A 25,746-nucleotide genomic window follows, 5' to 3' on the forward strand; every position below is an offset into this window, starting at 1 on the left:
GCCCGGATTTCTGCCCCAATGCTCATCGACAGTTTGGGCTCATAGGGGTTTGCGGATGGCGGCCGGGCTCGAACATGGTTGATGGTTCGTTAACGAAGCCGCGCATAGAGTTGGGCTTCAATGTCTGAAGACTGGAAATCACGAACGGGCTCCTGGCGCGTGCGCTACGGCATCGCAGCGGCGGTGATCGTGGTTTCGCTCGGGATCGCGCGGGCTGAGAACACGCTCGACCTGGCGCCGGACCCGGACCAGAGCCGCGCCGAATACGAAAAGGTATCGAAAGAGATCACGCTGTCGTCCGAGCGGCTGGCCAAGCTCGCCGCCGACATAGCGGCGGTCAAGAAGGACCATGCCTCGATCACCGCGGCACTGATCCAGTCGGCGATGACCGAGCAGAAGCTCGGCCAGGACATCGAGGACATTGGCGGCAAGCTGGAAGGGCTGAAGGCGCAGGAGCAGAAGATACGCGCCTCACTGGCCGCCAGACGTGACGTTCTGGCCGAAGTGCTCGGCGCGCTGCAGCGCATGGGGCTCAATCCGCCGCCGGCGATCCTGGTCAAGCCGGAGGACGCATTGTCGTCGGTGCGCAGCGCCATCCTGCTCGGTGCCGTGGTGCCGGAACTGCGCCAGCAGACCGACATGTTGCTGGCCGATCTCAAAGAGCAGTCGCGGGTGACGGCCTCGATCGAGGCCGAGCGGGCGCGGCTGACGGCAGCGGTCGGCGAGCAGGCGGCGGAAAAAAAGCGGCTCGGCATGCTGCTCGAAGCCAAGCAGAAGCTCGCCGCCGATACGCAAACCGCGCTGGCCGCCGAAAAGCAACGGTCCGCGACGCTGGCGGCCAAGGCCGGCAGCCTGAAAGAGCTGATCGCATCGCTCGAGGCCGACAGGGCCCGCAAGGCGGCGGATGCGGCCAAGGCAGCCGAGCAAAAGACGGTGGACGCCGACAAGGGCCCGGCATCGGCCCCGGCGCCAACGGAACTGGCCTCGCTGCCGGTGCCAGAGAGCAACAGGCTCACCGCTGCTGCGCCGTTTTCCGCGCTTCAAGGGCAGATCGCGCTGCCGGTCACCGGCAGGATCAAGCGGCGCTTCGGGGCCAACGACGGTAACGGCGCGGTGATGCTCGGTGACATGGTTGCGACACAATCGGGAGCCATCGTCACAGCGCCGGCGGATGGAAACGTGCTTTATGCGGGGCCTTTCCGCTCTTACGGTCAACTCTTGATCCTGAATGCGGGTGACGGCTATCATGTCGTCCTAGCGGGGATGAGCAGAATCAGCGTCGCGTCTGGCCAGTCGGTGCTCGCAGGTGAGCCGGTCGGCGCGATGGGAGAGGCCCGGGTGGCGAGCACCTCGGCATCGAAGAATGGAAATGCCACGCCGGAGCTCTATGTCGAGTTCCGCAAGGATGGAAAACCCGTCGATCCGGCCCCATGGTGGGCGGACCGTTTTTCTGGAAGGACGTGAATGATGCGGAAACTGTCGCTTCTGTTTGCCGGTGCGCTGATGGGTGCATCGGCGATGAGCCTGGTCTATGGCGCGCCCGGCTCGACGGCGAAGGCTGCGGGCTCCGAGACCTATAAGCAACTGGCGATCTTCGGCGATATCTTCGAGCGGGTGCGGGCGAATTATGTGACGCCGCCCGACGACAAATCGCTGGTCGAAAATGCCATTAACGGCATGCTGTCCTCGCTCGACCCGCACTCCTCCTACATGAATGCCGAAGAAGCGCAGGACATGCGCGTGCAGACCAAGGGCGAGTTCGGCGGCCTCGGCATCGAGGTCACCATGGAGAACGACCTGGTCAAGGTGATCACGCCGATCGACGATACGCCGGCCGCCAAGGCAGGCGTGCTCGCCGGCGACTATATCGCCAAGATCGATGGCGAGGAGGTTCGCGGCCTGACGCTCAACGACGCCGTCGAGAAGATGCGCGGGCTGGTCAACACACCGATCAAGCTCACCATCCTGCGCCAGGGCGCCGACAAGCCGATCGAACTGACGGTCGTGCGCGACATCATCAAAGTCAAGGCGGTGAAGTTCCGGGTCGAAAACGACATCGGCTACATGAAGATCACCTCCTTTACCGAAAAGACCTATGACGACCTCGAGAATGCCATCGACACCATCAAGAAGCAGGTGCCGAACGACAAGCTCAAGGGCTATGTGCTCGACCTGCGCCTCAATCCGGGCGGTTTGCTCGACCAGGCGGTGAGTGTGTCGGATGCCTTCCTCGACCGTGGCGAGATCGTCTCGACGCGCGGCCGCGATCCGAAGGACGTCACCCGCTTCGACGCGCGGGCCGGCGACGACATCGGCGGCAAGCCGCTGATCGTGCTCGTCAATGGCGGCTCGGCCAGTGCCTCGGAAATCGTTGCCGGCGCGCTGCAGGATCTGCGCCGCGCCACGGTGGTCGGCACGCAGTCCTTCGGCAAGGGTTCGGTGCAGACCATCATTCCGCTTGGCGAGAACGGGGCGCTGCGGTTGACGACGGCGCTCTATTACACACCGTCCGGCAAGTCGATCCAGGGCAAGGGCATCACGCCCGATATCAAGGTTGACCAGCCGCTGCCGGCGGAACTGCAGGGCAGGGACCTGACGCGCGGCGAATCCGACCTCAAGGGCCATATCAAGGGCGCCGACGAAGGCACGACCGGTTCGGGCTCGGCAGCCTATGTGCCGCCGGAACCGAAGGACGATTTGCAGCTCATCTATGCCGAGCAGCTGCTGCGCGGCCAGAAGACCGATCCGGCGTTCCCACCGAATCCGCAGAAGGCCGTGTTGAACCAATAAGGGCAGGCAAGCCGGGCCAAACAGGTCTGGCTGCCTGAGCGAAGCGATGCGATGCTGCCGGGGCCGCGAGGCTCCGGCAGTTTGATTCGGGGCCGCGGCCGGCATGCTGCGCGTCCAGTGAAGCGAGGGGACGCGCCGACATTTTGGATTTGCGCCTCCGGAGGTTTCACTTCGGAGATGCGCGCCGGGGGTGCGGGCTTGGCTGATATCGGCAAGGACATAGAACGACCTCTCGGACAGGCGATCCGGGCGCCGCGCGCAGACAGCAGGATCAGCGCCGGTGCAGTCGCGGCCGCGCTTGTCGTGCTGGCCGTGGTCGGCGTTTCCGGCGCGATCGCCTTGCGCGACAAGCCGTTCCGCAAGCCGCAAGAAGTCGCCGTTTCGACGCCGAAGATGCCGGCAGCGGCGGATCCCGCCGCGGCGCCGGCCAAGGCGACGCCCGCAACGGAAGCGCCAAGCAACGCAAGCGAACAGAAGACGGGCGAACAAACGACAAGCGGGAAGATGGGCGGTCCGCAGATCATCCATGTCCAGACCGAAGAGGGCGACGGTCCGCCCAAGGCGGCCATTGTCATCCGCGACCCTTCGACGATCGGCCAGAACCTCAGGATCGCGCACATTCCCGACAAGGCGCTGATCGAGGCCAGCGAGACCGGTCCGCTGCCGATCCGCGCCGCCGACGGCCGGCGCCCGTTCGATGTCTATGCGCGGCCGTGGTCCGGCGCACGCGGTGCACGCGTGGCGCTCGTCATCGGCGGGCTTGCCGTGTCGCAGACCGGCACGCAGGCAGCCATCGCCAAGCTGCCGGCGGAAGTGACGCTGGCCTTCGCGCCGCAAGGCAACAGCATCGGCCGCTGGATGCAGGTGGCGCGGCAAGGCGGCCATGAGGTCATCATGCAGGTGCCGCTCGAGCCGTTCGACTATCCGAACGTCAACCCCGGCCGTAACACGCTGACAGTGGCAGCGGCGCCGGACGTGAATTTGAAGAATTTACGCTGGGCGCTGTCGCGAACGACCAACTACACCGGCGTCATGAACTATATGGGCGCCCGCTTTTCGGCCGACGCGACGGCGATGGGGCCGTTGATGGCCGAGCTTGGCAAGCGTGGTCTGGCCTATGTCGACGACGGTTCGTCGGCGCGCAGCCTGGCATCCGAATTGGCGCTGAAGGACGGCGTGCCGTTCGTCGGCGGCGATACGGCGATCGACGCGGTGCAGGACCGCGGCGCCATATTGAAGAAACTGGATGGGCTGGAAGCGACGGCACGGGCGAAAGGCTTTGCCGTCGGCATCGGCTCGGCCTTCGACCTGACAGTCGATACCGTGTCGTCCTGGGTGACCGAGGCCAAGAAGCGCGGCATCGAGATCGTGCCGATTTCGGCGGTGGCCATAGATCCGGAAAAAGGCTGACATGGCAAAGAACAAGCTCGTTGACGCCGAGACACTGCCCTACCGGCCCTGCGTAGGGGTGATGGTCCTCAATGGCGATGGCATGGTCTGGGTCGGCCATCGCATTGCCGAGCCGGACAGCGAATTCGCTGGAACCACGCAGCTCTGGCAGATGCCACAGGGCGGCATAGACGATGGCGAGGAGCCGCTGCCCGCGGCGGAGCGCGAGCTTTACGAAGAGACCGGCATGCGCTCGGTGTCGCTGCTGGCCGAGGCGCCGCACTGGATCAAATACGACCTGCCGGCCCATCTGGTCGGCGTCGCCTTCAAGGGACGATATCGCGGCCAAACGCAGAAATGGTTTGCCTTCCGCTTCCACGGTGACGAAAGCGAGATCGAAATCAATCCGCCGCCGGGTGGCCACAAGGCCGAGTTCGACCGGTGGGCGTGGCGGCCGATGCTGGAACTGCCCGGTCTGATCGTGCCGTTCAAGCGCAAGGTCTACAAAGACGTGGTGGCAGCGTTCCGGCACCTGGTGGCGTAGCCGCCGGCCTTCCGCTAAAACAGGTCGGCATGACCGACATCTCCAGCAAATCCCTTCCGCAGACCGTCTCTCTACCGCAGGCCGGCGCCCCGAGTGAGCCGATCAGCGAAGCGGCGGCGGGGGCGATCCTGACCGTCGATCTTGGCGCCGTCCGTGAGAATTACCGGCGGCTGAAGGCGCGTCTGGGCGGCGTCAGCTGTGCCGGAGTGGTCAAGGCCGACGGTTACGGGATTGGCGCGGCGCCGGTGGCGGCGGCGCTGATGGCTGAAGGCTGTGATATTTTCTTCGTCGCGCATTTGGCCGGCGGCGTCTTGCTGCGCAAGGCGCTCGGCTCAGACCCGGCCATCTACGTGCTGAACGGCATTCCGCCAGGTGCGGAACGGGAAGCGGTTGCGGCGGGGCTTTGCACTGTCGTCAACAGCGCCAGCCAACTTGCGGCATGGCGCGAGATGGCCGGGCGGGTGGGCCATAAATTGCCTGCCGCCGTCCAGGTCGACAGCGGCATGTCGCGGCTCGGCATGGCGCCCGAGGAGGTGAAAGCCATCGCGCAGGATCCGCAGGCTTTCGATGGTGTCGAACTGACCTTCGTGATGAGCCATCTCGCCTGCGCCGACGAACCCGAGCAACCGGCCAACGAGCAGCAACGGCTGGAATTCGAACGGCTGCGCCGGATGCTGCCGGGAGCGCCGGCGTCGCTTGCAAATTCATCAGGCATTTTTCTCGGGCAGCGCTATCACTACGACCTCGTTCGTCCGGGTGCCGCTCTCTATGGCATCAATCCGACGCCGGCGAAGGACAACCCGATGCTGCCGGTGGTGCGATTGCAAGCCAAGGTCATCCAGACGCGGATGCTGGAGGCCGGCGCCGGTGTCGGCTACGGCCACACTTTCCACACCAAGGCCCCGCTTGCCGCGGCGACGATTTCGCTCGGCTACGGCGATGGCTGGCATCGACGCGCCGCTTCCGCTGCCTGGTTCGAAAATGTGCGGCTGCCCTTCATCGGCCGGGTTTCGATGGATTCGATCATCCTTGACATTTCCGCATTGCCGCCCGGCAAGCTGAAGGCCGGCGACCTCGTCGAACTGATCGGGCCGTCGTCGCAGACCGTGGACCAGGTAGCCGGCCAGGCCGGCACCATCGGCTATGAGGTCTTGACCAGCCTCGGCCACCGCTTCCACCGGCGCTATGTGAATGGCTAGGACGCAAGCTTGTTGTCCTCACGCATGTCGTTTCCCTCAGCATCGGCACTTGGCGGACGCCGCAGAATCCGGCAGACAGAAGGCGGCGATGATCCCGGACCCGAACCCTGACGAGACGCCGTTGCGGAGAACTAAGCGATGAAGATCTTCGTGCTGGGCGGCGGTGTGATCGGGGTCACCACCGCCTATTTTCTTGCCGAGGCCGGCCATCAGGTGACGGTGATCGACCGCCAGAAAGGCCCGGCGCTGGAAACCAGCTTTGCCAATGCCGGCGAGATCTCGCCCGGCTATGCCTCGCCCTGGGCCGGGCCCGGCGTTCCGCTGAAGGCCGTCAAATGGCTGTTGATGAAGCATGGTCCGCTGGTGGTGCGGCCGGCGCTCGATCCGCATATGTGGATATGGCTGGTCAAGATGCTGCGCAATTGCACGGCTGAACGCTACGCGCTGAACAAGGCGCGCATGGTGCCGCTGGCCGAATACAGCCGCGACACGCTGAAGGCGCTGCGCGAGGCGACCGGCATCGCCTATGACGAGCGCGCCAAGGGTACGCTGCAGCTTTTCCGAACGCAAAAGCAGCTCGATGGCGTCGGCGGCGATGTCGAGGTGCTGAAGACCTATGGCGTCCCTTATGAGGTCCTCGACCCCGACGGCTGCATTGCTGCCGAGCCCGCGCTGGCTGGCGTGCGCGAGAAATTCGTCGGTGGCCTGCGGTTGCCCGGCGACGAAACCGGCGACTGCAAGATGTTCACCGACAGGCTTGCGGAGCTTTGCGCGGCACGCGGCGTCACCTTCGAATACGACACGGAGATACGGCGCGTCGTCAAGAAGCGCGATCGCATCACCAACATCAGCACCAGCAAGGGCTGGATGGTCGCTGACGCCTATGTGATGGCGATGGGCAGCTATTCGGCGCGGTTCATGCGCATGCTGAAGCGGCCCATCCCGGTCTACCCGGTCAAGGGCTATTCGATCACCCTGCCGATCAAGGACGCCGCCGCCGCGCCGGTGTCGACGGTGATGGACGAGAGCTACAAGGTGGCGATCACCCGCCTCGGCGACCGTATCCGGGTCGGCGGCACGGCGGAAATCTCCGGCTTCGACATGCGGCTGCACGAATCGCGGCGCCGCACGCTCGAACATTCGGTCGGCGACCTTTTCGCGGGCGGCGGCGACATGCGGTCGGCCACCTTCTGGTGCGGGCTGCGGCCGATGACGCCGGACGGGCCGCCGCTGATCGGGCGCACCGATTTCTCCAATCTCTATCTCAATACCGGCCACGGCACGCTCGGCTGGACCATGGCCTGCGGCTCGGCCAAGGTTCTGGCCGACATCATCTCCAGCCGGGTGCCAGACATCGACGTCGGCGATCTCGGGCCGGGACGATACGCCAAGTAAGACCCCCAGCAGCTTAAGACAGCCGCCGGCCGGTAGGCTTCACGCGAACAAACCCCGGTCCCGTTCGACGGCCTTGGTGATGAAGCTCGCGGCGATCTGGACGCGGCGCAGTGGCCTGACCGATTCATGATAGACCAGCCAGTAGGCGCGGCGGATGGGTGCGACGATATCGAGAGGCACCAGCTCCGGCATCGAGCGGGCAACGAAGGTGTGCAGGATGCCGATGCCGGCGCCGGAACGCACCGCTTCGGCCTGGCCGAGCGCTGAGGAAATGGCGAAGCTGGTGCGCCAGTCGGCGCTGAATTCGGCCGCGTAGTCGAGCGAGGGACTGACGATCAGGTCCGGCACGTAGCCGATCAGCGTGTGCTGGCCCAGCTCGGCGGCGGTTCCGGGCAGGCCATGCGTGTCGGCGTAGGCCCGCGACGCGAACAGGCCGAGCGTGTAGTCGACGAGCTTTCCCGCCACCAGACGGCCTTCCGTCGGCCGTTCGACGGTGATGGCAATGTCGGCCTCGCGGCGGGACAAAGAGAAGGAGCGCGGTACCGGCACCAGCTGGATGGTGAGCTCGCGGTGCAAAGCGGTCAGCGCGCCGAGGCGCCTGGCCAGGAAGGCGACGCCAAAACCGTCCGGCGCGCCGATGCGCACGGTGCCCGAGACGTCGTCGCCTTCGCCTGAAACGGTCGAGCGCGCGGCGATCATGTCGCCCTCCATGCGTTCGGCGATTTCGAGGAAACGTTCGCCTGCCGGCGTCAGCTCGCTGCCGGTGGTAAGCCGGCGAAACAGTTTTGTCCTGAATGCATCCTCGAGGGCGGCAATGCGGCGCGAGACGGTCGCGTGATTGAGCTCCAACCGCCTGGCGGCGCCGAGGATCTGGCCGGCGCGCGCCACGGCAAGGAAGATGCGAACGTCATCCCAGTTCATCGGGATGGTCCGTTTCGATAGAGAGCGCCGTGTTCCCGCCCACCCCCCTCTGGCCTGCCGGCCATCTCCCCCGCAAGGGGGGAGATCGGATGTCCGGTCGGCTTTCGCCAATCTCCAACGTCGCAAAAAGGGCGGTAAGGCCGAAGCCGCCAATCTCCCCCCTTGCGGGGGAGATGTCCGGCAGGACAGAGGGGGGTGTGAAGAAACTCAACTCAGCAATCCAAGCGATAGGAGTACACTCCCTACCATTTGCGCCATTTGATGCACAATCGCGCGCCGCTATCTATTTTCTGCACAACGGTTGCGTTTTCACTCGCGTTGCCATCGCTCCCGCAAAGGCGGACAATGCCTCATCACGAACCAAGGAGAGAAACCATGATCGAATACGGTCATTTCATTGGCGGCAAGCGTGTCGCCGGGACCAGCGGCCGCAAGCAGGACGTCATGCAGCCGATGGACGGCACGGTGCGTGGCACGGTGGCGTTGGCTTCGCAGGCGGAATTGCGCGCAGCGGTCGAAAACGCCAAGGCGGCACAGCCCGGCTGGGCGGCGACCAATCCTCAGCGGCGCGTACGCGTCCTGATGCGGTTCCTCGAGCTGGTCGCCAAGGAGTATGACGCGCTGGCCGAGATGTTGGCGCGCGAACACGGCAAGACCATCGCCGACGCCAAGGGCGACATCCAGCGTGGCCTCGAAGTGGTCGAGGTCTGCATCGGTGCGCCGCATATGATGAAGGGCGAGTTCACCGATGGCGCCGGCCCCGGCATCGACGTCTATTCGATGCGCCAGCCGCTCGGCGTCGTCGCCGGCATCACGCCGTTCAATTTTCCAGCGATGATCCCGTTATGGAAGATCGCGCCGGCCATCGCCTGCGGCAATGCCTACATCCTCAAGCCGTCGGAGCGCGATCCGGGCGTGCCGATGCGGATTGCCGAACTGTTCATCGAGGCCGGCCTGCCGGCGGGCATCCTCAATGTCGTCAACGGCGACAAGGAAGTGGTCGACGCCATCCTCGACGATCCCGACATCAAGGCTATCGGTTTCGTCGGCTCGACACCGATCGCCCAGTACATCTATTCGCGCGGCTGCGCGGCCGGCAAGCGCGTGCAGTGCTTCGGCGGCGCCAAGAACCACATGATCATCATGCCCGATGCCGACATGGACCAGACCGTCGACGCGCTGATCGGCGCCGGCTACGGCTCGGCCGGCGAGCGCTGCATGGCGATCTCGGTGGCCGTCCCGGTCGGCAACGACACCGCCAACCGGCTAATGGAAAAACTGGTGCCGCGCGTCGAGAGCCTGAAGGTCGGTCCGTCGACGGATTCTTCCGCCGATTTCGGCCCTCTGGTCACGGCGCAGGCGCTGGAGCGGGTCAAATCCTATGTCGACACCGGCGTCAAGGAAGGCGCCAAGCTGGTGGTCGATGGCCGCGGCTTTTCCATGCAGGGCTACGAGAACGGCTACTATATGGGCGGCTGCCTGTTCGACAACGTGACTGCCGACATGCGCATTTACAAGGAAGAGATCTTTGGGCCGGTGCTGTCGGTGGTGCGCGCGCCGACTTACGAAAACGCCATCAAGCTTGCCAACGAGCACGAGATGGGCAATGGCGTCGCCATCTTCACCCGCGACGGCGATGCGGCGCGGGACTTCGCCTCACGAGTCCAGGTCGGCATGGTCGGCATCAACGTGCCGATCCCGGTGCCGATCGCCTACTATACGTTTGGCGGCTGGAAGGCGTCCTCGTTCGGCGACCTCAACCAGCACGGGCCGGACGCGTTCCGCTTCTACACCAAGACCAAGACTGTGACGTCGCGCTGGCCGTCCGGCGTGAAGGACGGCGCCGAGTTCGTCATCCCGACGATGAATTAGCCGGACGGTTTCCTGTCTGCGCGTCCTCGCTTCGGCTGCGGGCGCGCGGGCCGGTGTGAAGGACGGCGCCGAGTTCGTCATCCCGACGATGAACTGATCCAAATCGCAGAAAGCAAGAAAAGGCCCGGGCTTGGAGCCCGTGCCTTTTTTGTCGCCGTCTTCATCGGCATGAACACGAATGTGATGGAACCAAGAAGGCAGCAATCCTCTTAGGTTGCAGTCCTGCCGCGAAGGAGGAGCTGGCAGATCAACCAACGGCGCTGGTGACGGCTCCGGGGGATATCGTCCGGCGCAAAGGAGATGTCAGATGACACGTCTCATGGCGATCATAGCTTGCGCGGCAACGGCGGCGCTTTCCGCCATCCCGGCAATGGCTGCCGAGCAATGCGCGGCACGCGCCGATATGGTCAAGGCGCTCGGCGAGAAGTTTCATGAAAACCCGAGCGCGGTTGGCGTCGTCAATCCGAATGTGGTGCTTGAAGTCTTCGTTTCCGACAAGGGCACCTGGACCATCCTCGCCAGCGATACAAAAGGTCAAAGCTGCGTGATTTCAGTCGGCGAAGGCTGGGAGAGCGCGATGACGATAGCGGCGCTGCCCGGTACCTGAAGTAGGCCTTTCCTATTCACCTGGCCGCAGCCTCGGCACGACAGCCGGGCTGCGGCCCTGTTCTCGGCGACCTTGAAACGGATCTCCCCGCGCCCACTTGAGGCGCGCACGGCTTGCTATTTTTCGTTAGCGATACCATATATGGAACATAGCGAGAACATCCAGAATCGTTCCCGCTGGCGGCAGACCGGAACACGGAAAGGAGCGACGCGATGATGACGTCGGAACCGGCCTGGATCGCTCCGGCAAAATGAGGCCGTCAATCACCTCCCTTTGCCGGATCGTGATGGCAAAGGAGGTGCCCTATGGCACGCAAATCGCTGTTAGGATGGGTGAAGACCGTAGCTTTTGCTGGCTTATTCGCGGTGGGTACGAATGCCGCAAGCGCCCAATATCAATACTGCGTTGAACATGGCGACCTCGTCGCCCACCTGGCCGAGAATTTCCAGGAAAGACAGTTTGCTCTCGGACTGATCGGTCAGGAGGCGGTCATGGAAGTTTTTGTCGCCGATAGCGGAAGCTGGACGGTCATCGTGACCGACGTCGCCGGCAGAAGCTGCATTGTCGCAGCCGGCGAAAATTGGGAAAGCGTGGACGCCCTGCCCGGCCAAAACTCATGAGGGAGCGGGCGGCGTCAGCGCGTAGCAGCTGCCTCAGCGTGGCCGCGCAGCAACGCCATCAGCCGCTTGGCGTCCTTGGCCGCGGCCTCTTCGTCGCCGGCGAGGATCGAGCGGATCAATGCGACATGGTGCTCGGCGGATTCGGCCAAGCCGGTATCGGCCTTGTAGCGGAACCAGAAGCGGCGGCTGTGGGTTTGCAAGGGCGCCGCCAGGCGCGCCGCGAACGGGTTGTCTGCAGCCAGCGCCAGCGCCTCATCAAGCGCCTTGTCGGCTTGGATGAAGCAAAGAACATTTTCCGAAATCACGGCCTTTTGCATGGCCAGCGCTGCGTCATGAAACAGGTCGGCGGCCTCGCGGGTGACGAAGCGGGCGGCCGAGCGGGCAAGCACGACCTCGACGCCGCGGCGGGCGTCGAGGACGCGCAGCCAGTCGCCAGGGTGAAGCGGGGCAATGGCAATGCCGGCACGCGGCCGGACCTCGAGCAGCCCCTCCCAGGCCAGCCGCTGGATCGCTTCGCGCACCGGGGTGCGGCCGAGGCCGAGCCTGTCGATCAGCGCCCCCTCGGTGATGAAGCTCGCGGGCGCCAGTTCGAGCGTCACGATCATATGCTCGAGCCTGCGGTAGGCCTTCGCAGTCGCCGGCTCGGAGCCTGGGTTGTCATATACCAATGCGGCGTCTCCTGATATATTTTTGATATATCATATCAGATTCAACGTTGACAGCCGGCGTCTTAAGAAATATACGACTGATATATCAGATGGAGCGACCGACATGTGGGCCGGAGTTTTCCCCGCCGTTACGACCAAATTCACCGAGGATGATCGCCTCGACCATGCCGAGATGGAGCGCTGCTTTGCGCTGCAGATGGAGGCCGGCTGCGACGGCATCATCGTCTGTGGCTCGCTTGGCGAAGGACCGATGCTGTCGCATGACGAAAAGATCGAGGTGCTGAAGACCGCGCAGAAGATCGCCGGCAACAAACCGGTGCTGTTGACGGTCAACGAAGCCGGCACACGCGAGGCGGCGACGATCGCGCGCCGCGCCGCAAAAGAAGGCGCCAACGGTTTGATGGTGGTGCCGAGCCCGATCTACCATACCAATACCGAGGAGACGGTCGCGGCACTCAGCGCCGTCGCCGCGGCCGGCGACCTGCCGGTGATGATCTATTCCAACCGGCTTGCCTACCGCGTCGACGTCACTGTCGACCAGATGGAGGAACTGGCGAAGGACCAGCGCTTCGTTGCCATCAAGGAGTCCTCCGACGACATCCGCCGCTCGACCGAGATCATCAACCGCCTCGGCGACCGCTATGACCTGTTCACCGGCGTCGACAATCTTGCCTTCGAGGCGCTGTCGGTCGGCGCCATTGGCTGGGTGGCGGGCCTGGTCACCGCGTTCCCGCGCGAGACAGTCGCCATCTATCAATTGATGAGACAGGGCCGCCGCGAGGAGGCGTTGAAAATCTACCGCTGGTTCCGGCCGCTGCTCGACCTCGACGTCTCGACCTATCTGGTGCAGAACATCAAGCTCGCGGAGGTCTTCGCCATCGATACCAATGACCGGGTGCGCATGCCGCGTCAGCCGTTGGCGGGCGAGCGGCGCAAGGCTGTCGAAAAGACCGTCAGGGACGCGCTGGCGGTGCGGCCAGAGCTGCCGGCATTCTGATCCAGTCCCTTCGAGGGTATTTGCAGATGTGCAGCGCGGCGCATGGCAATGAATGATAATGCTACGCTCGATGTTGCCATCATTGGTGGCGGCATTATCGGCATCTGCGCCGCCGGCTTTCTGGCCGAGGCGGGGCGAAACGTCACGATTTTCGATCGGACGGGGATCTGCGAGGAAACCAGCTCCGGCAATGCCGCTGCCTTGGCGTTCTCCGATGTGCTGCCGCTGGCTCACAAGGGCATGATCAGGCAGTTGCCGAAATGGCTCGCCGACCCGCTAGGCCCGCTCAGCATTCCGCCCGCCTATCTGCCGAAGCTGTTGCCCTGGCTGGTCCGCTTCTGGCGGGCCGGCCGAAGCGACCGCTATGAAGCCGGCCTTGCCGCGCAGGCCGGGATGATGAAGCTCGCCGAGGCGGAATGGATGGGCTTGCTCGACCGTTCCGGCACACGGCCGATGCTGCACGAGGACGGCTCGCTCGAACTCTACGAAAGCGAGGCCGAGTTCAAGGCGTCGCTGCCCGGCTGGGCGGCAAGGCAGCGCTTCGGCATCGGCTTCAACCATGTCGAAGGCAGCGCTCTCGCCGCCTTGCAGCCCGGCCTGTCGCCGCGCTTCGCCAGGGGCACGTTCGTGCCGGGGTGGAAGACCGTCGCCGACCCCAAGCTGCTTGGAAAGGCCTTATGGGCCTATGCCGAGAGGTTGGGCGCGGGGTTCGAAAAGGCCCGGATCGAGCGTATCGAGGCGGGACAGGGCGACGCGATCCTGACCATGGCCGACGGTACGACGCGTCGGGCAAAGCATGTCGTCATCGCTGCCGGGGCCTGGTCGCATCTGCTGGCAAGACATCTCGGCGACGGCATCCCGCTGGAGACCGAGCGTGGCTACAACACGACGCTGCCGAAGACTGCGTTCGACGTAAAGCGGCAATTGATCTTCTCCGGGCATGGCTTTGTCATCACGCCGCTCGAGACCGGCCTGCGCGTCGGTGGCGCGGTCGAGCTCGGCGGCCTCGAAAGGCCGCCCAATTATGCGCGCTCGAAAGCACTGCTCGAAAAGGCGCAAAAATTCCTGCCAGGGCTGGATCCGGCCAATGGCCGCGAATGGATGGGGTTCCGGCCGTCGCTGCCGGATTCGTTGTCGGTGATCGGGCGGTCGCAAAAAACGCCGTCGGTGGTGTATGGCTTCGGCCATGGTCATCTCGGCCTGACCCAGGCCGCGGCGACCGGACGCTTGATCCGTGAGCTCGTTCTCGGGCAGGGTCCATCGCTTGATCTCGGTCCGTTCAGTCCGCAACGGTTTTGAGATCGAAGACATTCAGTTGGGAGCCGGCATGGCCAAGAATTCCTTCTTCTGCATAGACGGCCACACCTGCGGCAATCCGGTGCGGCTGGTCGCCGGCGGCGGACCGCTGCTCAACGGCTCGACGATGATGGAGCGGCGAGCGCATTTCCTGGCCGAATATGACTGGATCCGCACCGGGCTGATGTTCGAGCCGCGCGGCCATGACGTGATGTCCGGCTCGATCCTCTATCCGCCGACGCGCGAGGATTGCGACATCGCCATCCTGTTCATCGAAACCTCCGGCTGTCTGCCGATGTGCGGCCACGGCACAATCGGCACTGTGACCTTTGCCGTCGAACATGGGCTGATCAAGCCGAAGACGCCGGGCGTGCTCAGGCTGGATACGCCGGCGGGCCTGGTCGTCGCCGAGTACAAGCAGGTCGGCGACTATGTCGAGGAGGTGCGCATCACCAATGTGCCGTCCTTCCTCTATGCCGAGGGACTGACGGTCGAATGCCCCGGGCTCGGCGAGATCAGCGTCGATGTCGCCTATGGCGGCAATTTCTACGCCATCGTCGAACCGCAAACGAACTATCGCGACATGGCCGACCATTCGGCGGGCGAGCTGATCGCCTGGAGCCCGGTGGTGCGGCAGCGGCTCAACGAGAAATATTCCTTCGTCCACCCGGAGAATCCCGGCATCGACAAGCTGTCGCACATATTGTGGACCGGTGCGCCGACCAACCCGCAAGCCGATGCCCGCAACGCCGTCTTCTACGGCGACAAGGCGATCGACCGCTCGCCCTGCGGCACCGGCACCTCGGCGCGGATGGCGCAGCTTCACGCCAAGGGCAAGCTTGGGGTTGGCGACGACTTCGTCCATGAATCGATCATCGGCTCGCTGTTCAAGGGCAGGGTGGAAAAAGAGGTCACCGTCGCCGGCAAGCCGGCGATCATTCCGTCGATCGGCGGCTGGGCACGGATGACCGGATTGAACACGATCTTCATCGACGACCGCGACCCGTTCGCGCACGGCTTCGTCGTCAAATAGAAAAAACGCTGACGCAGGGGAAGAAAGAGAGCGTAAACGGATTGCGATCAACGACGCAACGATCCCGCTCATCAACTTATTTTGACGGCGATTTCTTCGAAACGAGGCGCATGGTGCGGTTGAATCGTCAAAGACATTGCGTTAGGCCAATGGTAGGGTCCGCGATGGTCCAGGGGCCGGACGGGAATAAAACGGGCAATCGGACGGCGTGCGGCGAAAACACGCATAGCCATCGAAAAATCACGTTGCAATCCGGGCTCGAAACTTTACGACTAGGGGAAATACGAAAAGGAATGCGTCTGCATGGGCGACATTCCAGGGGAGCCACGACAGCATGCAGTATTTTGTCCAGCAGCTTATCAATGGGCTGACGCTGGGATCGATCTATGGGCTGATAGCGATCGGCTATACGATGGTCTACGGCATCATCGGCATGATCAATTTTGCCCATGGCGACATCTTCATGGTCGGGGCATTCACCGCCCTCATCGTTTTCCTCATTCTCGGCGCATTGTTCTATTCCTTGCCGGTGGTGATCGCGCTGCTGATCATGATGATCGTCGCGATGCTGCTGACCAGTCTGTATAATTGGACGATCGAGAAGGTGGCCTACCGGCCTTTGCGCGGTTCGTTCCGGCTGGCCCCGCTGATCACCGCGATCGGCATGTCGATCGCCCTGTCGAACTTCGTCCAGGTGACGCAAGGGCCGCGCAACAAGCCGATCCCGCCGATGGTGTCCACGGTCTACAACATCGAGGGCATCAGCGTATCGCTGAAGCAGATCATCATCGTCATCGTCACCGCGCTGCTGCTGGCGCTGTTCTGGTATTTGGTCAACAAGACCTCACTGGGCCGGGCGCAAAGGGCATGCGAGCAGGACCGCAAGATGGCGGCGTTGCTTGGCATCGACGTCGACCGCACCATCTCGATCACCTTCGTCATGGGTGCGGCCCTTGCTGCCGTCGCCGGCACGCTGTTCCTGATGTATTACGGCGTCATCGCCTTCTCCGACGGTTTCACGCCCGGCGTGAAGGCGTTCACCGCGGCGGTGCTCGGCGGCATCGGCTCGCTGCCCGGCGCCGTGCTCGGCGGGCTGATGATCGGCTTCATCGAAAGCATGTGGTCGGCTTATTTCTCGATCGACTACAAGGACGTCGCCGCCTTCTCCATCCTGGCGATCGTCCTGATCTTCCTGCCTTCCGGCATATTGGGCCGGCCAGAAGTCGAAAAGGTCTGAGGTCATGGCGGTCACTGTATCTCCGGAGCGCGGCGTCGTCGCCACCCCAGTGCAACGCGCCACGCGCGAGGCGCTTTATGCTGGTGCCATCGCGCTCGGCCTGTTCGTGCTGTTCATCGGCCTGCGGACCGATCAGAACATCTCCAACGAGCTGATCCTCGTACAGCGCTGGGGCCTGCTCGCCGCCGTGGTGATCGCCACCATGCTCGGCCGCTTTCTCTACGTTGCCTACGGCCAGCCCTTCCTGGCCAACCAGAAGATTGCCGACATCGCCACGGGGCTGTTGCCGGAAAGCGTGGCGACGCGGTTCTTCCGGTTGCCGTATTTCATTGCTGCCGTCGTCGTAGTGGCTGTGCTGGCGCTGCTGGCCGGCTCGCTCGATGGTTTGCTGGGGCCGGGTCTCGCCGGTTATGCGCGCTTCGCGCGGGCGCTGGCGATCATCTATGCGCTGGCCTCGGTGCTGTTCTATTTCCGCACCTTCATCCTCGCCCATTTCTCGGCGTTGGGCATAACCGCACTGGCGCTCTACCCGATCATCGTCGTGGCGGTGCTTGCCGTGTACGCAGGGTCGATGGCCGGCGGGTTCCAGGGTTCACTGAAATGGGTCGACAATTTCGGCATCCAGATCCTGATCTATGTGATGCTGGCCTGGGGGCTGAACATCGTCGTCGGCCTCGCCGGCCTGCTCGATCTCGGCTACGTCGCCTTCTACGCGGTCGGCGCCTATGCCTATGCGCTGCTCGGCACGCATTTTGGCCTGTCGTTCTGGATCCTGCTGCCCGCCGCCGGCGCCATGGCCGCCTTCTGGGGGGTATTGCTCGGGTTTCCGGTGCTGCGTCTGCGCGGCGATTATCTGGCGATCGTGACGCTTGCCTTCGGCGAGATCATTCGTCTCGTGCTGATCAATTGGCGCGAGGTTACGAACGGCTCGGCCGGCATCTCCGGCATCCCCAAGGTCACCTTTTTCGGCCTGATGACGTTCAACGTTTCGGATCCGAATTATATCGCCAAGGTGTTGGATATCGCCACATCGAGCGCCTACTACAAGATATTCCTCTACTATCTGATCCTGGGGCTCTGCCTGCTCACCGCCTTCGTCACGATAAGGCTAAGGCGCATGCCTGTCGGCCGCGCCTGGGAAGCGCTGCGCGAGGATGAGATCGCCTGCCGCTCGCTCGGCATCAACACCACCACCACCAAGCTCACTGCCTTTGCCACCGGCGCCATGTTCGGCGGCTTCGCCGGCTCGTTCTTCGCGGCACGGCAAGGTTTCGTCAGCCCCGAATCCTTCATCTTCCTGGAGTCGGCCATCATTCTGGCTATGGTCGTGCTTGGCGGCATGGGTTCGCTGGTTGGCATCGCCGTCGCCGCCATGGTGATGATCGGCGGCACGGAGGTGCTGCGCGAACTCGATTTCCTGAAGCAGGTCTTCGGCCCCGACTTCACCCCGGAACTCTACCGCATGCTTTTATTCGGCATGGCCATGGTCATCGTCATGCTGTGGAAGCCGCGCGGCTTCGTCGGCAGCCGTGAACCGACAGCCTTCCTCAAGAAGAGCAAGGCCGTATCCGGCTCCTTCACCAAGGAAGGCCACGGCTGATGAGTGATACGAACCCATCTCCCATGAACGATGCCATCCTGCAGGTCGACCATCTGTCGATGAAATTCGGCGGTCTGGTCGCCATCGGCGATCTCTCCTTCCAGGCCAAGCGCGGCGAGATCACCGCGCTGATCGGACCGAACGGCGCCGGCAAGACCACGGTGTTCAATTGCATCACCGGTTTCTACAAACCGTCGGAAGGCATGCTCACGCTCAATAGGCGCGACGGCTCGAGCTATCTGCTCGAACGCCTGCCGAACCATGAAATCCCGGCACGCGCCAAGGTGGCGCGCACCTTTCAGAACATCCGCCTGTTCTCGGGCATGACGCTGCTCGAGAACCTGCTGGTAGCCCAGCACAACAAGCTGATGAAGGCGTCCGGCTACACCGTGCTCGGCCTGTTCGGCTTCAGCGGCTACCGGAAGGCATCGGCCGAGTCGGTCGAACTGGCCAGGCACTGGCTGGAGAAGGCCGATCTCGTCGACCGTGCCGACGACCCGGCCGGCGACCTGCCCTATGGCGCGCAACGACGCCTCGAGATCGCGCGGGCGATGTGCACGGGTCCGGAGTTGCTCTGCCTCGACGAGCCGGCTGCCGGCCTCAATCCGAAAGAATCAATGGCGCTCAACGCGCTGCTGATGGACATCAAAGACAACACCGGCACCTCGATCCTGCTGATCGAGCACGACATGGCGGTGGTCATGCAGATTTCCGACCACGTCGTGGTGCTCGAATACGGGCGCAAGATATCGGACGGCAGCCCGCATTCGGTACGCACGGACCCGCGCGTCATCGCTGCCTATCTCGGCGTCGAAGACGAGGAAGTCGAGACGGTACTGACCGAAGTCGGCGACGAGGACGTCATCGAGCAATTGGACACCGGTCCCGATTCCGCGCACGGCCCAGGCACATCGTCTTCGTATCTCGCCGGACCGGTGACCGATACGATCGGCCACAGCGAGGGCGAGCGCGTGACCGTGTCGAAAGGCGCCTCGAAAGCCGGGCAGTTCGATGCAAAGTCGAGTGCCGCGGCAAGCAAGGCAGCAGCGCAAGCCGCCGCTCCCCCGGCCAAGGCGGAACCCGCTGCAGCTAAGCCGACCGCGAAACCCTCCACGGCTAAGGCGCCGGCCAAGTCGAAGGTCGCGGGCGTTTCGAACCGGCTCACAGCGCCACGTGGCGGCGAGGCCGACAATCTGACCCGCATCAAGGGCATCGGCACGGTCAACGAGAAGAAGCTTAACCAGCACGGCATCTTCCATTTCGACCAGATCGCGGCATGGAAGAAAGCCGACGTCGCGGCCGTCGAGGCCTATCTCGCCTTCGACGGACGCATCGCCCGTGAGGACTGGGTTGGTCAGGCCAAGCTTCTCGCCGCCGGCAAGGAGACGGAATTTTCGCGCCGCGTCGACGCCGGGAAAGTGGAAACGAGCCACGCTTCCGGGAAAACTGCGAAAACAGTTGCCGGCAAGACTGCTGCCGCACCTGCGGGCAAGCGCGGAGGGCGCAAGTGATGGCCGGCACAACGCTGCTCGATATCAAAGGCGTCCAGACCTACTACGGCAACATCAGGGCGCTGAACGGTGTCGACGTCACCGTCAGGCAGGGCGAGATCGTGGCGCTGATCGGCGCCAACGGCGCCGGCAAGTCGACGCTGATGATGACCATTTTTGGTGCTCCGCGGGCCCGGGCGGGCACGATCACCTTCGCCGGCACCGATATTACCCAGATGCCAACGCATGAGATCGCGCGCATGCGGATCGCCCAGTCGCCGGAGGGCCGGCGCATCTTCCCGCGCATGACGGTGATGGAAAACCTGCAGATGGGCGCCAGCCTCGACGGCCTCAAGCATTACGACGAGGACGTCGAGAAGGTGTTCACGCTGTTTCCGCGCCTGAAGGAACGCATCGCCCAGCGCGGCGGCACCCTGTCGGGCGGCGAACAGCAGATGCTGTCGATCGGGCGTGCGCTGATGGCACGGCCGAAGCTGCTCCTGCTCGACGAGCCGTCGCTCGGCCTGGCGCCGCTGATCGTGAAGCAGATCTTCGACGCCATCCGCGAGTTGAACCGGACCCAAGGGCTGACAGTGTTCCTGGTCGAGCAGAACGCCTTCGGCGCGCTGAAGCTCGCGACGCGCGGCTATGTCATGGTCAACGGCAATGTGACGATGAGCGGCACCGGCAAGGAGCTGCTCGCCAATCCGGAAGTGCGCGCCGCCTATCTCGAAGGCGGCCACCACTGAGTTCAGGAGACTTCATCATGCAGGGCATTCTCTACGAGGAACCCTCGATCTGGCAGTTCTTCTTCGTCACCTGCCTGCTCGGCGGCTGGGCGGCATGGATGACCGGCAAGGCCAGCGCCCAGACATGGCGCAGCTTCCTCCAATTGTTCGCCTACATGCTCGGCCTTGGCATTGGCGTAAGGTTCATTCATCACGCGCTGTTCGGCGGCACGATGTTCTCGCTGCATTACTATATCGTGGATACGATCGTACTGATGATATTGGGCTTCATCGGCTATCAATACACGCGCACAAACCAGATGGTGACACAGTATAATTGGCTCTATGAAAGAGCATCGGTTTTGAGCTGGAAGCCGAAAGGTTGACGTTCATGATTAACGCCGTTTCGGGGATGAATCGGCGTGACAAGTGCCTGAAAATCGGCAAAGTACGTTTTCTGCGAGTAAAAGTGGGCATCGCATGAAAGCATCATCCAACGCCCACTCCGTAAATGGGAGCGTTTTACATGAAAAAATCACTTTTGTCCGCCGTCGCCCTGACCGCGCTGATCGCGTTCAGCGGCAGCGCGTGGGCTGACGTCCTGGTTGGCGTCGCCGGTCCGATCACCGGTCCGAATGCCGCCTTCGGCGCGCAGCTGCAGAAGGGTGCCGAACAGGCCGTCGCCGACATCAATGCGGCCGGTGGCATCAATGGCGAGCAGATCAAGCTCTCGGTCGGCGACGACGTCTCCGATCCGAAGCAGGGCATCTCGGTCGCCAACAAGTTCGTCGGCGACGGCGTCAAGTTCGTGGTTGGCCACTTCAACTCGGGCGTCTCGATCCCGGCGTCGGAAGTCTACGCGGAAAACGGCATCCTCGAGATCACGCCGGCCGCGACCAATCCGAAGTTCACCGAACGCGGCATGTGGAACACGTTCCGCACCTGCGGACGTGACGACCAGCAGGGCAGCATCGCCGGCGCCTATCTCGCGGCGAACTTCAAGGATGCCAAGATCGCGGTCATCCACGACAAGACGACCTACGGCCAGGGCCTTGCCGATGAGACCAAGAAGGCGATGAACGCAGCCGGCCTGACGGAAGTCATGTACGAAGGCGTCAATGTCGGCGACAAGGACTTCTCGGCGCTGATCGCCAAGATGAAGGAAGCCGGCGTTTCCATCATCTATTGGGGTGGCCTGCACACCGAAGCCGGCCTGATCATCCGCCAGGCGGCTGACCAGGGCCTCAAGGCGACGCTGGTTTCCGGCGACGGCATCGTGTCGAACGAGCTGGCCTCGATCGCTGGCGACGCAGTTGCGGGCACGCTGAACACGTTCGGCCCGGATCCGCGTCTGATCCCGACGAACAAGGAACTCGTCGAGAAGTTCCGCGCGCAGGGCTTCGAACCGGAGGCCTACACGCTTTACTCCTACGCCGCCATGCAGGCGATCGCCGAAGCAGCCACCGTTGCCAAGTCGAACGACCCGCAGGAAGTTGCCAAGGCGCTGCATGAGAAGGGTCCGTTCAAGACCGTTCTGGGCGACCTCTCCTATGACGCGAAGGGCGATCCGACGTTGCCCGGCTACGTCATGTACGAGTGGAAGAAGGGCGACGACGGCAAGTACACCTACATCCAGAAGATGTAAGCCTGTCGACGACGATAATTTTGGAGATGCCCGGCGCTTGCGCCGGGCATTTCCGTTTTGACGGCATCGAGTGGATTTAAATCGGTTTAGCCGCTGCCCGATTTTGTTTGCACTGCAGCATTTTCGCGCTAATCATGTCCGGCAGTTCCCTTCCCCGTGTCCGGAGCCCTGTCCTTGGCAATCTCGAAGATCCTTGTCGCCAACCGCTCCGAAATTGCCATCCGCGTCTTCCGCGCGGCTAATGAACTCGGCCTCAAAACCGTGGCGATCTGGGCGGAGGAAGACAAATACTCCCTGCATCGCTTCAAGGCCGACGAAAGCTACCAGGTCGGGCGCGGGCCGCACCTGACCAGGGATATGGGGCCGATCGAAAGCTATCTGTCGATCGAGGAGGTTATCCGCGTCGCCAGGCTTTCGGGCGCCGATGCCATCCATCCAGGCTACGGCCTGCTGTCGGAGAGCCCGGAATTCGCCGAGGCCTGCGCCACGGCCGGCATCATCTTCATCGGGCCAAAGCCGGATACGATGCGCAGGCTGGGCAACAAGGTCGCCGCCCGCAATCTCGCAATCGAAGTCGGTGTGCCGGTAATTCCCGCCACCGATCCCTTGCCGGACGACATGGCGGCGGTGAAGGAACTCGCCAGGACGATCGGCTACCCGGTGATGCTCAAGGCGTCCTGGGGCGGCGGCGGCCGCGGCATGCGCGCCATCCGCTCCGAGGCCGATCTCGCCCGCGAGGTGATGGAAGGCAAGCGTGAGGCGAAGGCGGCTTTCGGCAAGGACGAGGTCTATCTCGAGAAGCTGATCGAGCGCGCCCGCCATGTCGAGGTGCAGGTGCTGGGCGACACGCATGGCAACGCCGTGCACCTATTCGAGCGCGATTGTTCGATCCAGCGCCGCAACCAGAAAGTGGTCGAGCGGGCGCCGGCGCCCTATCTCGAAATGTCGCAGCGCGAGGAGCTTTGCGGCTACGCGCTGAGGATCGCGCGCGAAACCAGCTATATCGGCGCCGGCACGGTCGAGTTCCTGCAGGATGCCGATACCGGAAAATTCTATTTCATCGAGGTCAATCCGCGCATCCAGGTCGAGCACACCGTCACCGAACAAGTGACCGGCATCGACATCGTCAAAGCACAGATCCACATACTCGACGGCTTTGCCATCGGCACGGCGGAATCGGGCGTGCCGACGCAGAAGGACATCAGGCTCAACGGGCACGCGCTGCAGTGCCGCATCACCACTGAAGACCCCGAGCATAATTTCATCCCCGACTATGGCCGCATCACCGCCTATCGCGGCGCCACCGGCTTCGGCATCCGCCTTGATGGGGGCACCGCCTATTCGGGCGCGGTCATCACCCGCTTCTACGATCCATTGCTGGAAAAGGTGACGGCGTGGGCGCCGACGCCGGCCGAGACCATCGCCCGCATGAACCGGGCGTTGCGCGAATTCCGAATCCGGGGCGTGGCGACCAATCTCACCTTTCTCGAGGCGATCATCAATCACCGGAGCTTCGCCGACAATTCCTACACCACCAAGTTCATCGACACGACGCCGGAACTGTTCGCCAGCGTGAAGCGGCAGGACCGCGCGACCAAGCTGCTCAACTATCTTGCCGACGTTTCGGTCAATGGCCATCCCGAGACGCGCGGCCGGCCGCAGCCAAAAGCAGATGCGGCGCCACCGGTGGTGCCATATCTCAACGGCAATGTGCCTGACGGCAGCAAGCAGAAGCTCGACGTGCTCGGGCCGGAGAAATTCGCGGCGTGGATGCGCGAGCAAAAAGAGGTGCTGGTCACCGACACGACAATGCGCGACGGGCATCAATCCTTGCTCGCGACGCGTGTGCGCACCTATGACATCGCCGGCATCGCCGGCACCTATGCGCGCGCTCTGCCGCAGCTTTTGTCACTCGAATGCTGGGGCGGCGCAACATTCGACGTCGCCATGCGCTTCCTCACCGAAGATCCATGGGAGCGGCTGTCGCTGGTGCGCGAGGCAGCACCCAATCTTCTGCTGCAGATGCTTCTGCGTGGCGCCAACGGCGTTGGCTATACTAACTATCCCGACAATGTCGTCCAGCATTTCGTCCACCAGGCCGCTGCTGGCGGCATCGACCTGTTCCGCGTCTTCGACTGCCTGAACTGGGTCGAGAACATGCGTGTGGCCATGGATGCGGTCGGCGCCGAGGGCAAGCTGATCGAAGCGGCGATCTGCTATACCGGCGACATACTCGATCCGGCGCGGGCGAAATACGATCTGAAATACTATGTCGGCCTGGCCAGCGAATTGCAGGCGGCGGGCGCCCATATCATTGCCGTCAAGGACATGGCGGGGCTTCTAAAGCCGAGTGCTGCCCGCGTGCTGTTCAAGGCACTGCGCGAGGCGACAGACCTGCCGATCCACTTCCACACGCACGACACATCCGGCCTGTCGGCGGCCACCGTGCTGGCAGCGGTGGAGAGCGGTGTCGACGGCATCGACGCGGCGATGGATTCGCTATCTGGCAACACCTCGCAGCCATGCCTGGGTTCCATCGTCGAGGCGCTGAAGGGCACCGAGCGCGATCCGGGCCTCGACCCGCAATGGATCAGGAATATCTCGTTCTACTGGGAGGCGGTGCGCAACCAGTACGCCGCCTTCGAAAGCGACCTGAAGGGGCCAGCATCGGAGGTCTATCTGCACGAAATGCCTGGCGGGCAGTTCACCAACCTCAAGGAACAGGCGCGCTCGCTTGGGCTGGAGACGCGCTGGCACGAAGTGGCGCAGACCTATCACGACGTCAATCTGATGTTCGGCGATATCGTCAAGGTGACGCCGTCGTCCAAGGTCGTCGGCGACATGGCGCTGATGATGGTCAGCCAGGACCTGACCGTCGCCGACGTCGAGAATCCGGCGCGGGACATCGCCTTCCCGGATTCTGTGGTGTCGATGTTGCGCGGCGACCTCGGCCAGTCGCCGGGCGGCTGGCCAAAGCCATTGCAGAAGAAGGTGCTGAAGGGCGAAAAGCCGATCACGGTGCGGCCGGGTTCGCTGCTCAAGGCGGCGGACCTCACGGCCAGCCGCAGGGAGGTCGAGGAAAAGCTCGAGCGCAAGCTCAGTGAGTTCGAGTTCGCGTCGTGGCTGATGTATCCGAAGGTGTTTTCGGATTTCGCCGCCGCGCAGGAGACCTACGGCCCGGTCAGCGTGCTGCCGACACCGACCTATTTCTACGGCATGAAGCCGGAAGACGAGATTTTCGTCGACATCGAGAAAGGCAAGACGCTGGTGGTGCGCTGCCTTGCCATGGGCGATGTCGACGAAAAGGGCATGGTCACCGTGTTCTTCGAGCTCAACGGCCAGCCGCGCCGCGTGAAGGTACCGGACCGGGCGCATGGCGCGTCCGCTGCCAAGGCACGGCGCAAGGCGGAGCCGGGCAATGAGGCGCATGTCGGCGCGCCGATGCCCGGCGTCGTCTCGGCGCTTGCGGTCGCTGCCGGCCAGGCGGTGAAGGCCGGCGACGTGCTGCTGTCGATCGAAGCGATGAAGATGGAAACGGCGCTGCATGCCGAGCGCGACGGCACCATCGCCGAGGTGCTCGTCAAGGCCGGCGACCAGATTGATGCCAAGGATCTGCTGATCGCATTCGGGTGAAATAGGCCGGCATCAGACAGCCTTGTCGGCGCCTGGCAGCAGCCCTTCATGCCGCATCGATAGCACCTTGACCCGCCGCGCC

Annotated in this window: 21 protein-coding genes; 19 read left to right on the forward strand and 2 right to left on the reverse strand. The window is 63.5% G+C overall.

Annotated elements, in window-relative coordinates:
• Window positions 1-120: 120 nt before the first annotated feature.
• From NKI50_RS23890 to NKI50_RS23915, 6 genes are all read left to right on the forward strand, one after another.
• Window positions 121-1,464, forward strand: a complete 1,344-nt coding sequence (locus NKI50_RS23890) for a murein hydrolase activator EnvC family protein (RefSeq protein WP_352494137.1) — start codon at window positions 121-123, stop codon at window positions 1,462-1,464.
• The gene (locus NKI50_RS23895) at window positions 1,465-2,790 is read left to right on the forward strand and encodes a S41 family peptidase (protein ID WP_023719673.1); all 1,326 of its coding nucleotides are present in this window, start codon (window positions 1,465-1,467) and stop codon (window positions 2,788-2,790) included.
• A gap of 198 nt (window positions 2,791-2,988) precedes the next feature.
• Window positions 2,989-4,200, forward strand: a complete 1,212-nt coding sequence (locus NKI50_RS23900) for a divergent polysaccharide deacetylase family protein (RefSeq protein WP_352480952.1) — start codon at window positions 2,989-2,991, stop codon at window positions 4,198-4,200.
• Between the two features lies 1 nt (window position 4,201).
• Window positions 4,202-4,723 (forward strand): RNA pyrophosphohydrolase, encoded by a 522-nt coding sequence (locus tag NKI50_RS23905; protein ID WP_023719671.1) that lies wholly within the window; start codon window positions 4,202-4,204, stop codon window positions 4,721-4,723.
• Window positions 4,724-4,752: 29 nt separating this feature from the next.
• Window positions 4,753-5,922 (forward strand): alanine racemase, encoded by a 1,170-nt coding sequence (gene alr, locus NKI50_RS23910; protein WP_023719670.1) that lies wholly within the window; start codon window positions 4,753-4,755, stop codon window positions 5,920-5,922.
• A 138-nt stretch (window positions 5,923-6,060) separates the two neighbouring features.
• The gene (locus NKI50_RS23915; RefSeq protein ID WP_352494141.1) at window positions 6,061-7,317 is read left to right on the forward strand and encodes a D-amino acid dehydrogenase; all 1,257 of its coding nucleotides are present in this window, start codon (window positions 6,061-6,063) and stop codon (window positions 7,315-7,317) included.
• A gap of 39 nt (window positions 7,318-7,356) precedes the next feature.
• Here the strand turns inward: NKI50_RS23915 and NKI50_RS23920 are convergent, their stop codons facing one another.
• On the reverse strand, window positions 7,357-8,238 hold the full coding sequence (locus tag NKI50_RS23920; RefSeq protein ID WP_023719668.1) for a LysR family transcriptional regulator: 882 nt from the start codon (window positions 8,236-8,238) through the stop codon (window positions 7,357-7,359).
• Between the two features lie 375 nt (window positions 8,239-8,613).
• Here NKI50_RS23920 and NKI50_RS23925 point away from each other — a divergent pair, with 375 nt between their 5' ends.
• The 3 genes from NKI50_RS23925 to NKI50_RS23935 all read left to right on the forward strand — a co-directional run bounded on the left by NKI50_RS23925 (window position 8,614) and on the right by NKI50_RS23935 (window position 11,337).
• Window positions 8,614-10,110 carry a CoA-acylating methylmalonate-semialdehyde dehydrogenase gene (locus tag NKI50_RS23925; RefSeq protein WP_352588226.1) on the forward strand — a complete coding sequence of 499 codons (1,497 nt, stop codon included), beginning with the start codon at window positions 8,614-8,616 and terminating at the stop codon, window positions 10,108-10,110.
• Window positions 10,111-10,417: 307 nt separating this feature from the next.
• Entirely contained in the window at window positions 10,418-10,717 is a 300-nt protein-coding gene (locus NKI50_RS23930) for a hypothetical protein (protein ID WP_023719666.1), read from the forward strand.
• 305 nt (window positions 10,718-11,022) lie between these two features.
• Window positions 11,023-11,337, forward strand: a complete 315-nt coding sequence (locus NKI50_RS23935) for a hypothetical protein (RefSeq protein WP_023719665.1) — start codon at window positions 11,023-11,025, stop codon at window positions 11,335-11,337.
• A 14-nt stretch (window positions 11,338-11,351) separates the two neighbouring features.
• Here the strand turns inward: NKI50_RS23935 and NKI50_RS23940 are convergent, their stop codons facing one another.
• The gene (locus NKI50_RS23940) at window positions 11,352-12,005 is read right to left on the reverse strand and encodes a GntR family transcriptional regulator (protein WP_023719664.1); all 654 of its coding nucleotides are present in this window, start codon (window positions 12,003-12,005) and stop codon (window positions 11,352-11,354) included.
• A gap of 103 nt (window positions 12,006-12,108) precedes the next feature.
• Between NKI50_RS23940 and NKI50_RS23945 the strand changes: the two genes are divergently transcribed.
• From NKI50_RS23945 to pyc, 10 genes are all read left to right on the forward strand, one after another.
• Window positions 12,109-13,002, forward strand: a complete 894-nt coding sequence (locus NKI50_RS23945; RefSeq protein WP_352494143.1) for a dihydrodipicolinate synthase family protein — start codon at window positions 12,109-12,111, stop codon at window positions 13,000-13,002.
• Between the two features lie 48 nt (window positions 13,003-13,050).
• Window positions 13,051-14,301, forward strand: a complete 1,251-nt coding sequence (locus NKI50_RS23950) for an NAD(P)/FAD-dependent oxidoreductase (RefSeq protein ID WP_352494144.1) — start codon at window positions 13,051-13,053, stop codon at window positions 14,299-14,301.
• A 28-nt stretch (window positions 14,302-14,329) separates the two neighbouring features.
• Window positions 14,330-15,331 carry a 4-hydroxyproline epimerase gene (locus NKI50_RS23955; protein WP_023719661.1) on the forward strand — a complete coding sequence of 334 codons (1,002 nt, stop codon included), beginning with the start codon at window positions 14,330-14,332 and terminating at the stop codon, window positions 15,329-15,331.
• A 334-nt stretch (window positions 15,332-15,665) separates the two neighbouring features.
• On the forward strand, window positions 15,666-16,568 hold the full coding sequence (locus NKI50_RS23960; RefSeq protein WP_023719660.1) for a branched-chain amino acid ABC transporter permease: 903 nt from the start codon (window positions 15,666-15,668) through the stop codon (window positions 16,566-16,568).
• A 4-nt stretch (window positions 16,569-16,572) separates the two neighbouring features.
• Window positions 16,573-18,168, forward strand: coding sequence for a high-affinity branched-chain amino acid ABC transporter permease LivM (livM, locus tag NKI50_RS23965; RefSeq protein WP_352480943.1), 1,596 nt, complete (start codon window positions 16,573-16,575; stop codon window positions 18,166-18,168).
• The gene (locus NKI50_RS23970) at window positions 18,168-19,679 is read left to right on the forward strand and encodes an ATP-binding cassette domain-containing protein (RefSeq protein WP_023719658.1); all 1,512 of its coding nucleotides are present in this window, start codon (window positions 18,168-18,170) and stop codon (window positions 19,677-19,679) included. Before livM ends, NKI50_RS23970 begins: the two co-directional genes overlap by 1 nt.
• On the forward strand, window positions 19,679-20,407 hold the full coding sequence (locus NKI50_RS23975; RefSeq protein ID WP_023719657.1) for an ABC transporter ATP-binding protein: 729 nt from the start codon (window positions 19,679-19,681) through the stop codon (window positions 20,405-20,407). Before NKI50_RS23970 ends, NKI50_RS23975 begins: the two co-directional genes overlap by 1 nt.
• A gap of 17 nt (window positions 20,408-20,424) precedes the next feature.
• Window positions 20,425-20,772 carry a DUF6867 family protein gene (locus NKI50_RS23980; RefSeq protein ID WP_023719656.1) on the forward strand — a complete coding sequence of 116 codons (348 nt, stop codon included), beginning with the start codon at window positions 20,425-20,427 and terminating at the stop codon, window positions 20,770-20,772.
• A 140-nt stretch (window positions 20,773-20,912) separates the two neighbouring features.
• A complete protein-coding gene (locus NKI50_RS23985) occupies window positions 20,913-22,031 on the forward strand; it encodes a branched-chain amino acid ABC transporter substrate-binding protein (RefSeq protein WP_023719655.1) in 1,119 nt (372 codons plus the stop codon).
• 174 nt (window positions 22,032-22,205) lie between these two features.
• Entirely contained in the window at window positions 22,206-25,664 is a 3,459-nt protein-coding gene (gene pyc, locus NKI50_RS23990; RefSeq protein ID WP_352717794.1) for a pyruvate carboxylase, read from the forward strand.
• Window positions 25,665-25,746: the final 82 nt, after the last annotated feature.

This window comes from Mesorhizobium sp. M0563 (genome assembly GCF_040321065.1).
GTDB lineage: Bacteria > Pseudomonadota > Alphaproteobacteria > Rhizobiales > Rhizobiaceae > Mesorhizobium.

Excerpts from the sequence above, each read along its gene's own strand:
- NKI50_RS23955 (WP_023719661.1), top strand. The coding sequence starts at position 14,330 with ATGGCCAAGAATTCCTTCTTCTGCATAGACGGCCACACCTGCGGCAAT.
- alr (WP_023719670.1), top strand. The coding sequence starts at position 4,753 with ATGACCGACATCTCCAGCAAATCCCTTCCGCAGACCGTCTCTCTACCG.
- livM (WP_352480943.1), top strand. The coding sequence starts at position 16,573 with ATGGCGGTCACTGTATCTCCGGAGCGCGGCGTCGTCGCCACCCCAGTG.
- NKI50_RS23905 (WP_023719671.1), top strand. The coding sequence starts at position 4,202 with ATGGCAAAGAACAAGCTCGTTGACGCCGAGACACTGCCCTACCGGCCC.
- NKI50_RS23890 (WP_352494137.1), top strand. The coding sequence starts at position 121 with ATGTCTGAAGACTGGAAATCACGAACGGGCTCCTGGCGCGTGCGCTAC.
- NKI50_RS23915 (WP_352494141.1), top strand. The coding sequence starts at position 6,061 with ATGAAGATCTTCGTGCTGGGCGGCGGTGTGATCGGGGTCACCACCGCC.
- NKI50_RS23895 (WP_023719673.1), top strand. The coding sequence starts at position 1,465 with ATGATGCGGAAACTGTCGCTTCTGTTTGCCGGTGCGCTGATGGGTGCA.
- NKI50_RS23945 (WP_352494143.1), top strand. The coding sequence starts at position 12,109 with ATGTGGGCCGGAGTTTTCCCCGCCGTTACGACCAAATTCACCGAGGAT.
- NKI50_RS23950 (WP_352494144.1), top strand. The coding sequence starts at position 13,051 with ATGAATGATAATGCTACGCTCGATGTTGCCATCATTGGTGGCGGCATT.
- NKI50_RS23935 (WP_023719665.1), top strand. The coding sequence starts at position 11,023 with ATGGCACGCAAATCGCTGTTAGGATGGGTGAAGACCGTAGCTTTTGCT.
- NKI50_RS23975 (WP_023719657.1), top strand. The coding sequence starts at position 19,679 with ATGGCCGGCACAACGCTGCTCGATATCAAAGGCGTCCAGACCTACTAC.
- NKI50_RS23970 (WP_023719658.1), top strand. The coding sequence starts at position 18,168 with ATGAGTGATACGAACCCATCTCCCATGAACGATGCCATCCTGCAGGTC.
- NKI50_RS23960 (WP_023719660.1), top strand. The coding sequence starts at position 15,666 with ATGCAGTATTTTGTCCAGCAGCTTATCAATGGGCTGACGCTGGGATCG.
- NKI50_RS23985 (WP_023719655.1), top strand. The coding sequence starts at position 20,913 with ATGAAAAAATCACTTTTGTCCGCCGTCGCCCTGACCGCGCTGATCGCG.
- NKI50_RS23925 (WP_352588226.1), top strand. The coding sequence starts at position 8,614 with ATGATCGAATACGGTCATTTCATTGGCGGCAAGCGTGTCGCCGGGACC.
- NKI50_RS23920 (WP_023719668.1), bottom strand. The coding sequence starts at position 8,238 with ATGAACTGGGATGACGTTCGCATCTTCCTTGCCGTGGCGCGCGCCGGC.
- NKI50_RS23930 (WP_023719666.1), top strand. The coding sequence starts at position 10,418 with ATGACACGTCTCATGGCGATCATAGCTTGCGCGGCAACGGCGGCGCTT.
- NKI50_RS23980 (WP_023719656.1), top strand. The coding sequence starts at position 20,425 with ATGCAGGGCATTCTCTACGAGGAACCCTCGATCTGGCAGTTCTTCTTC.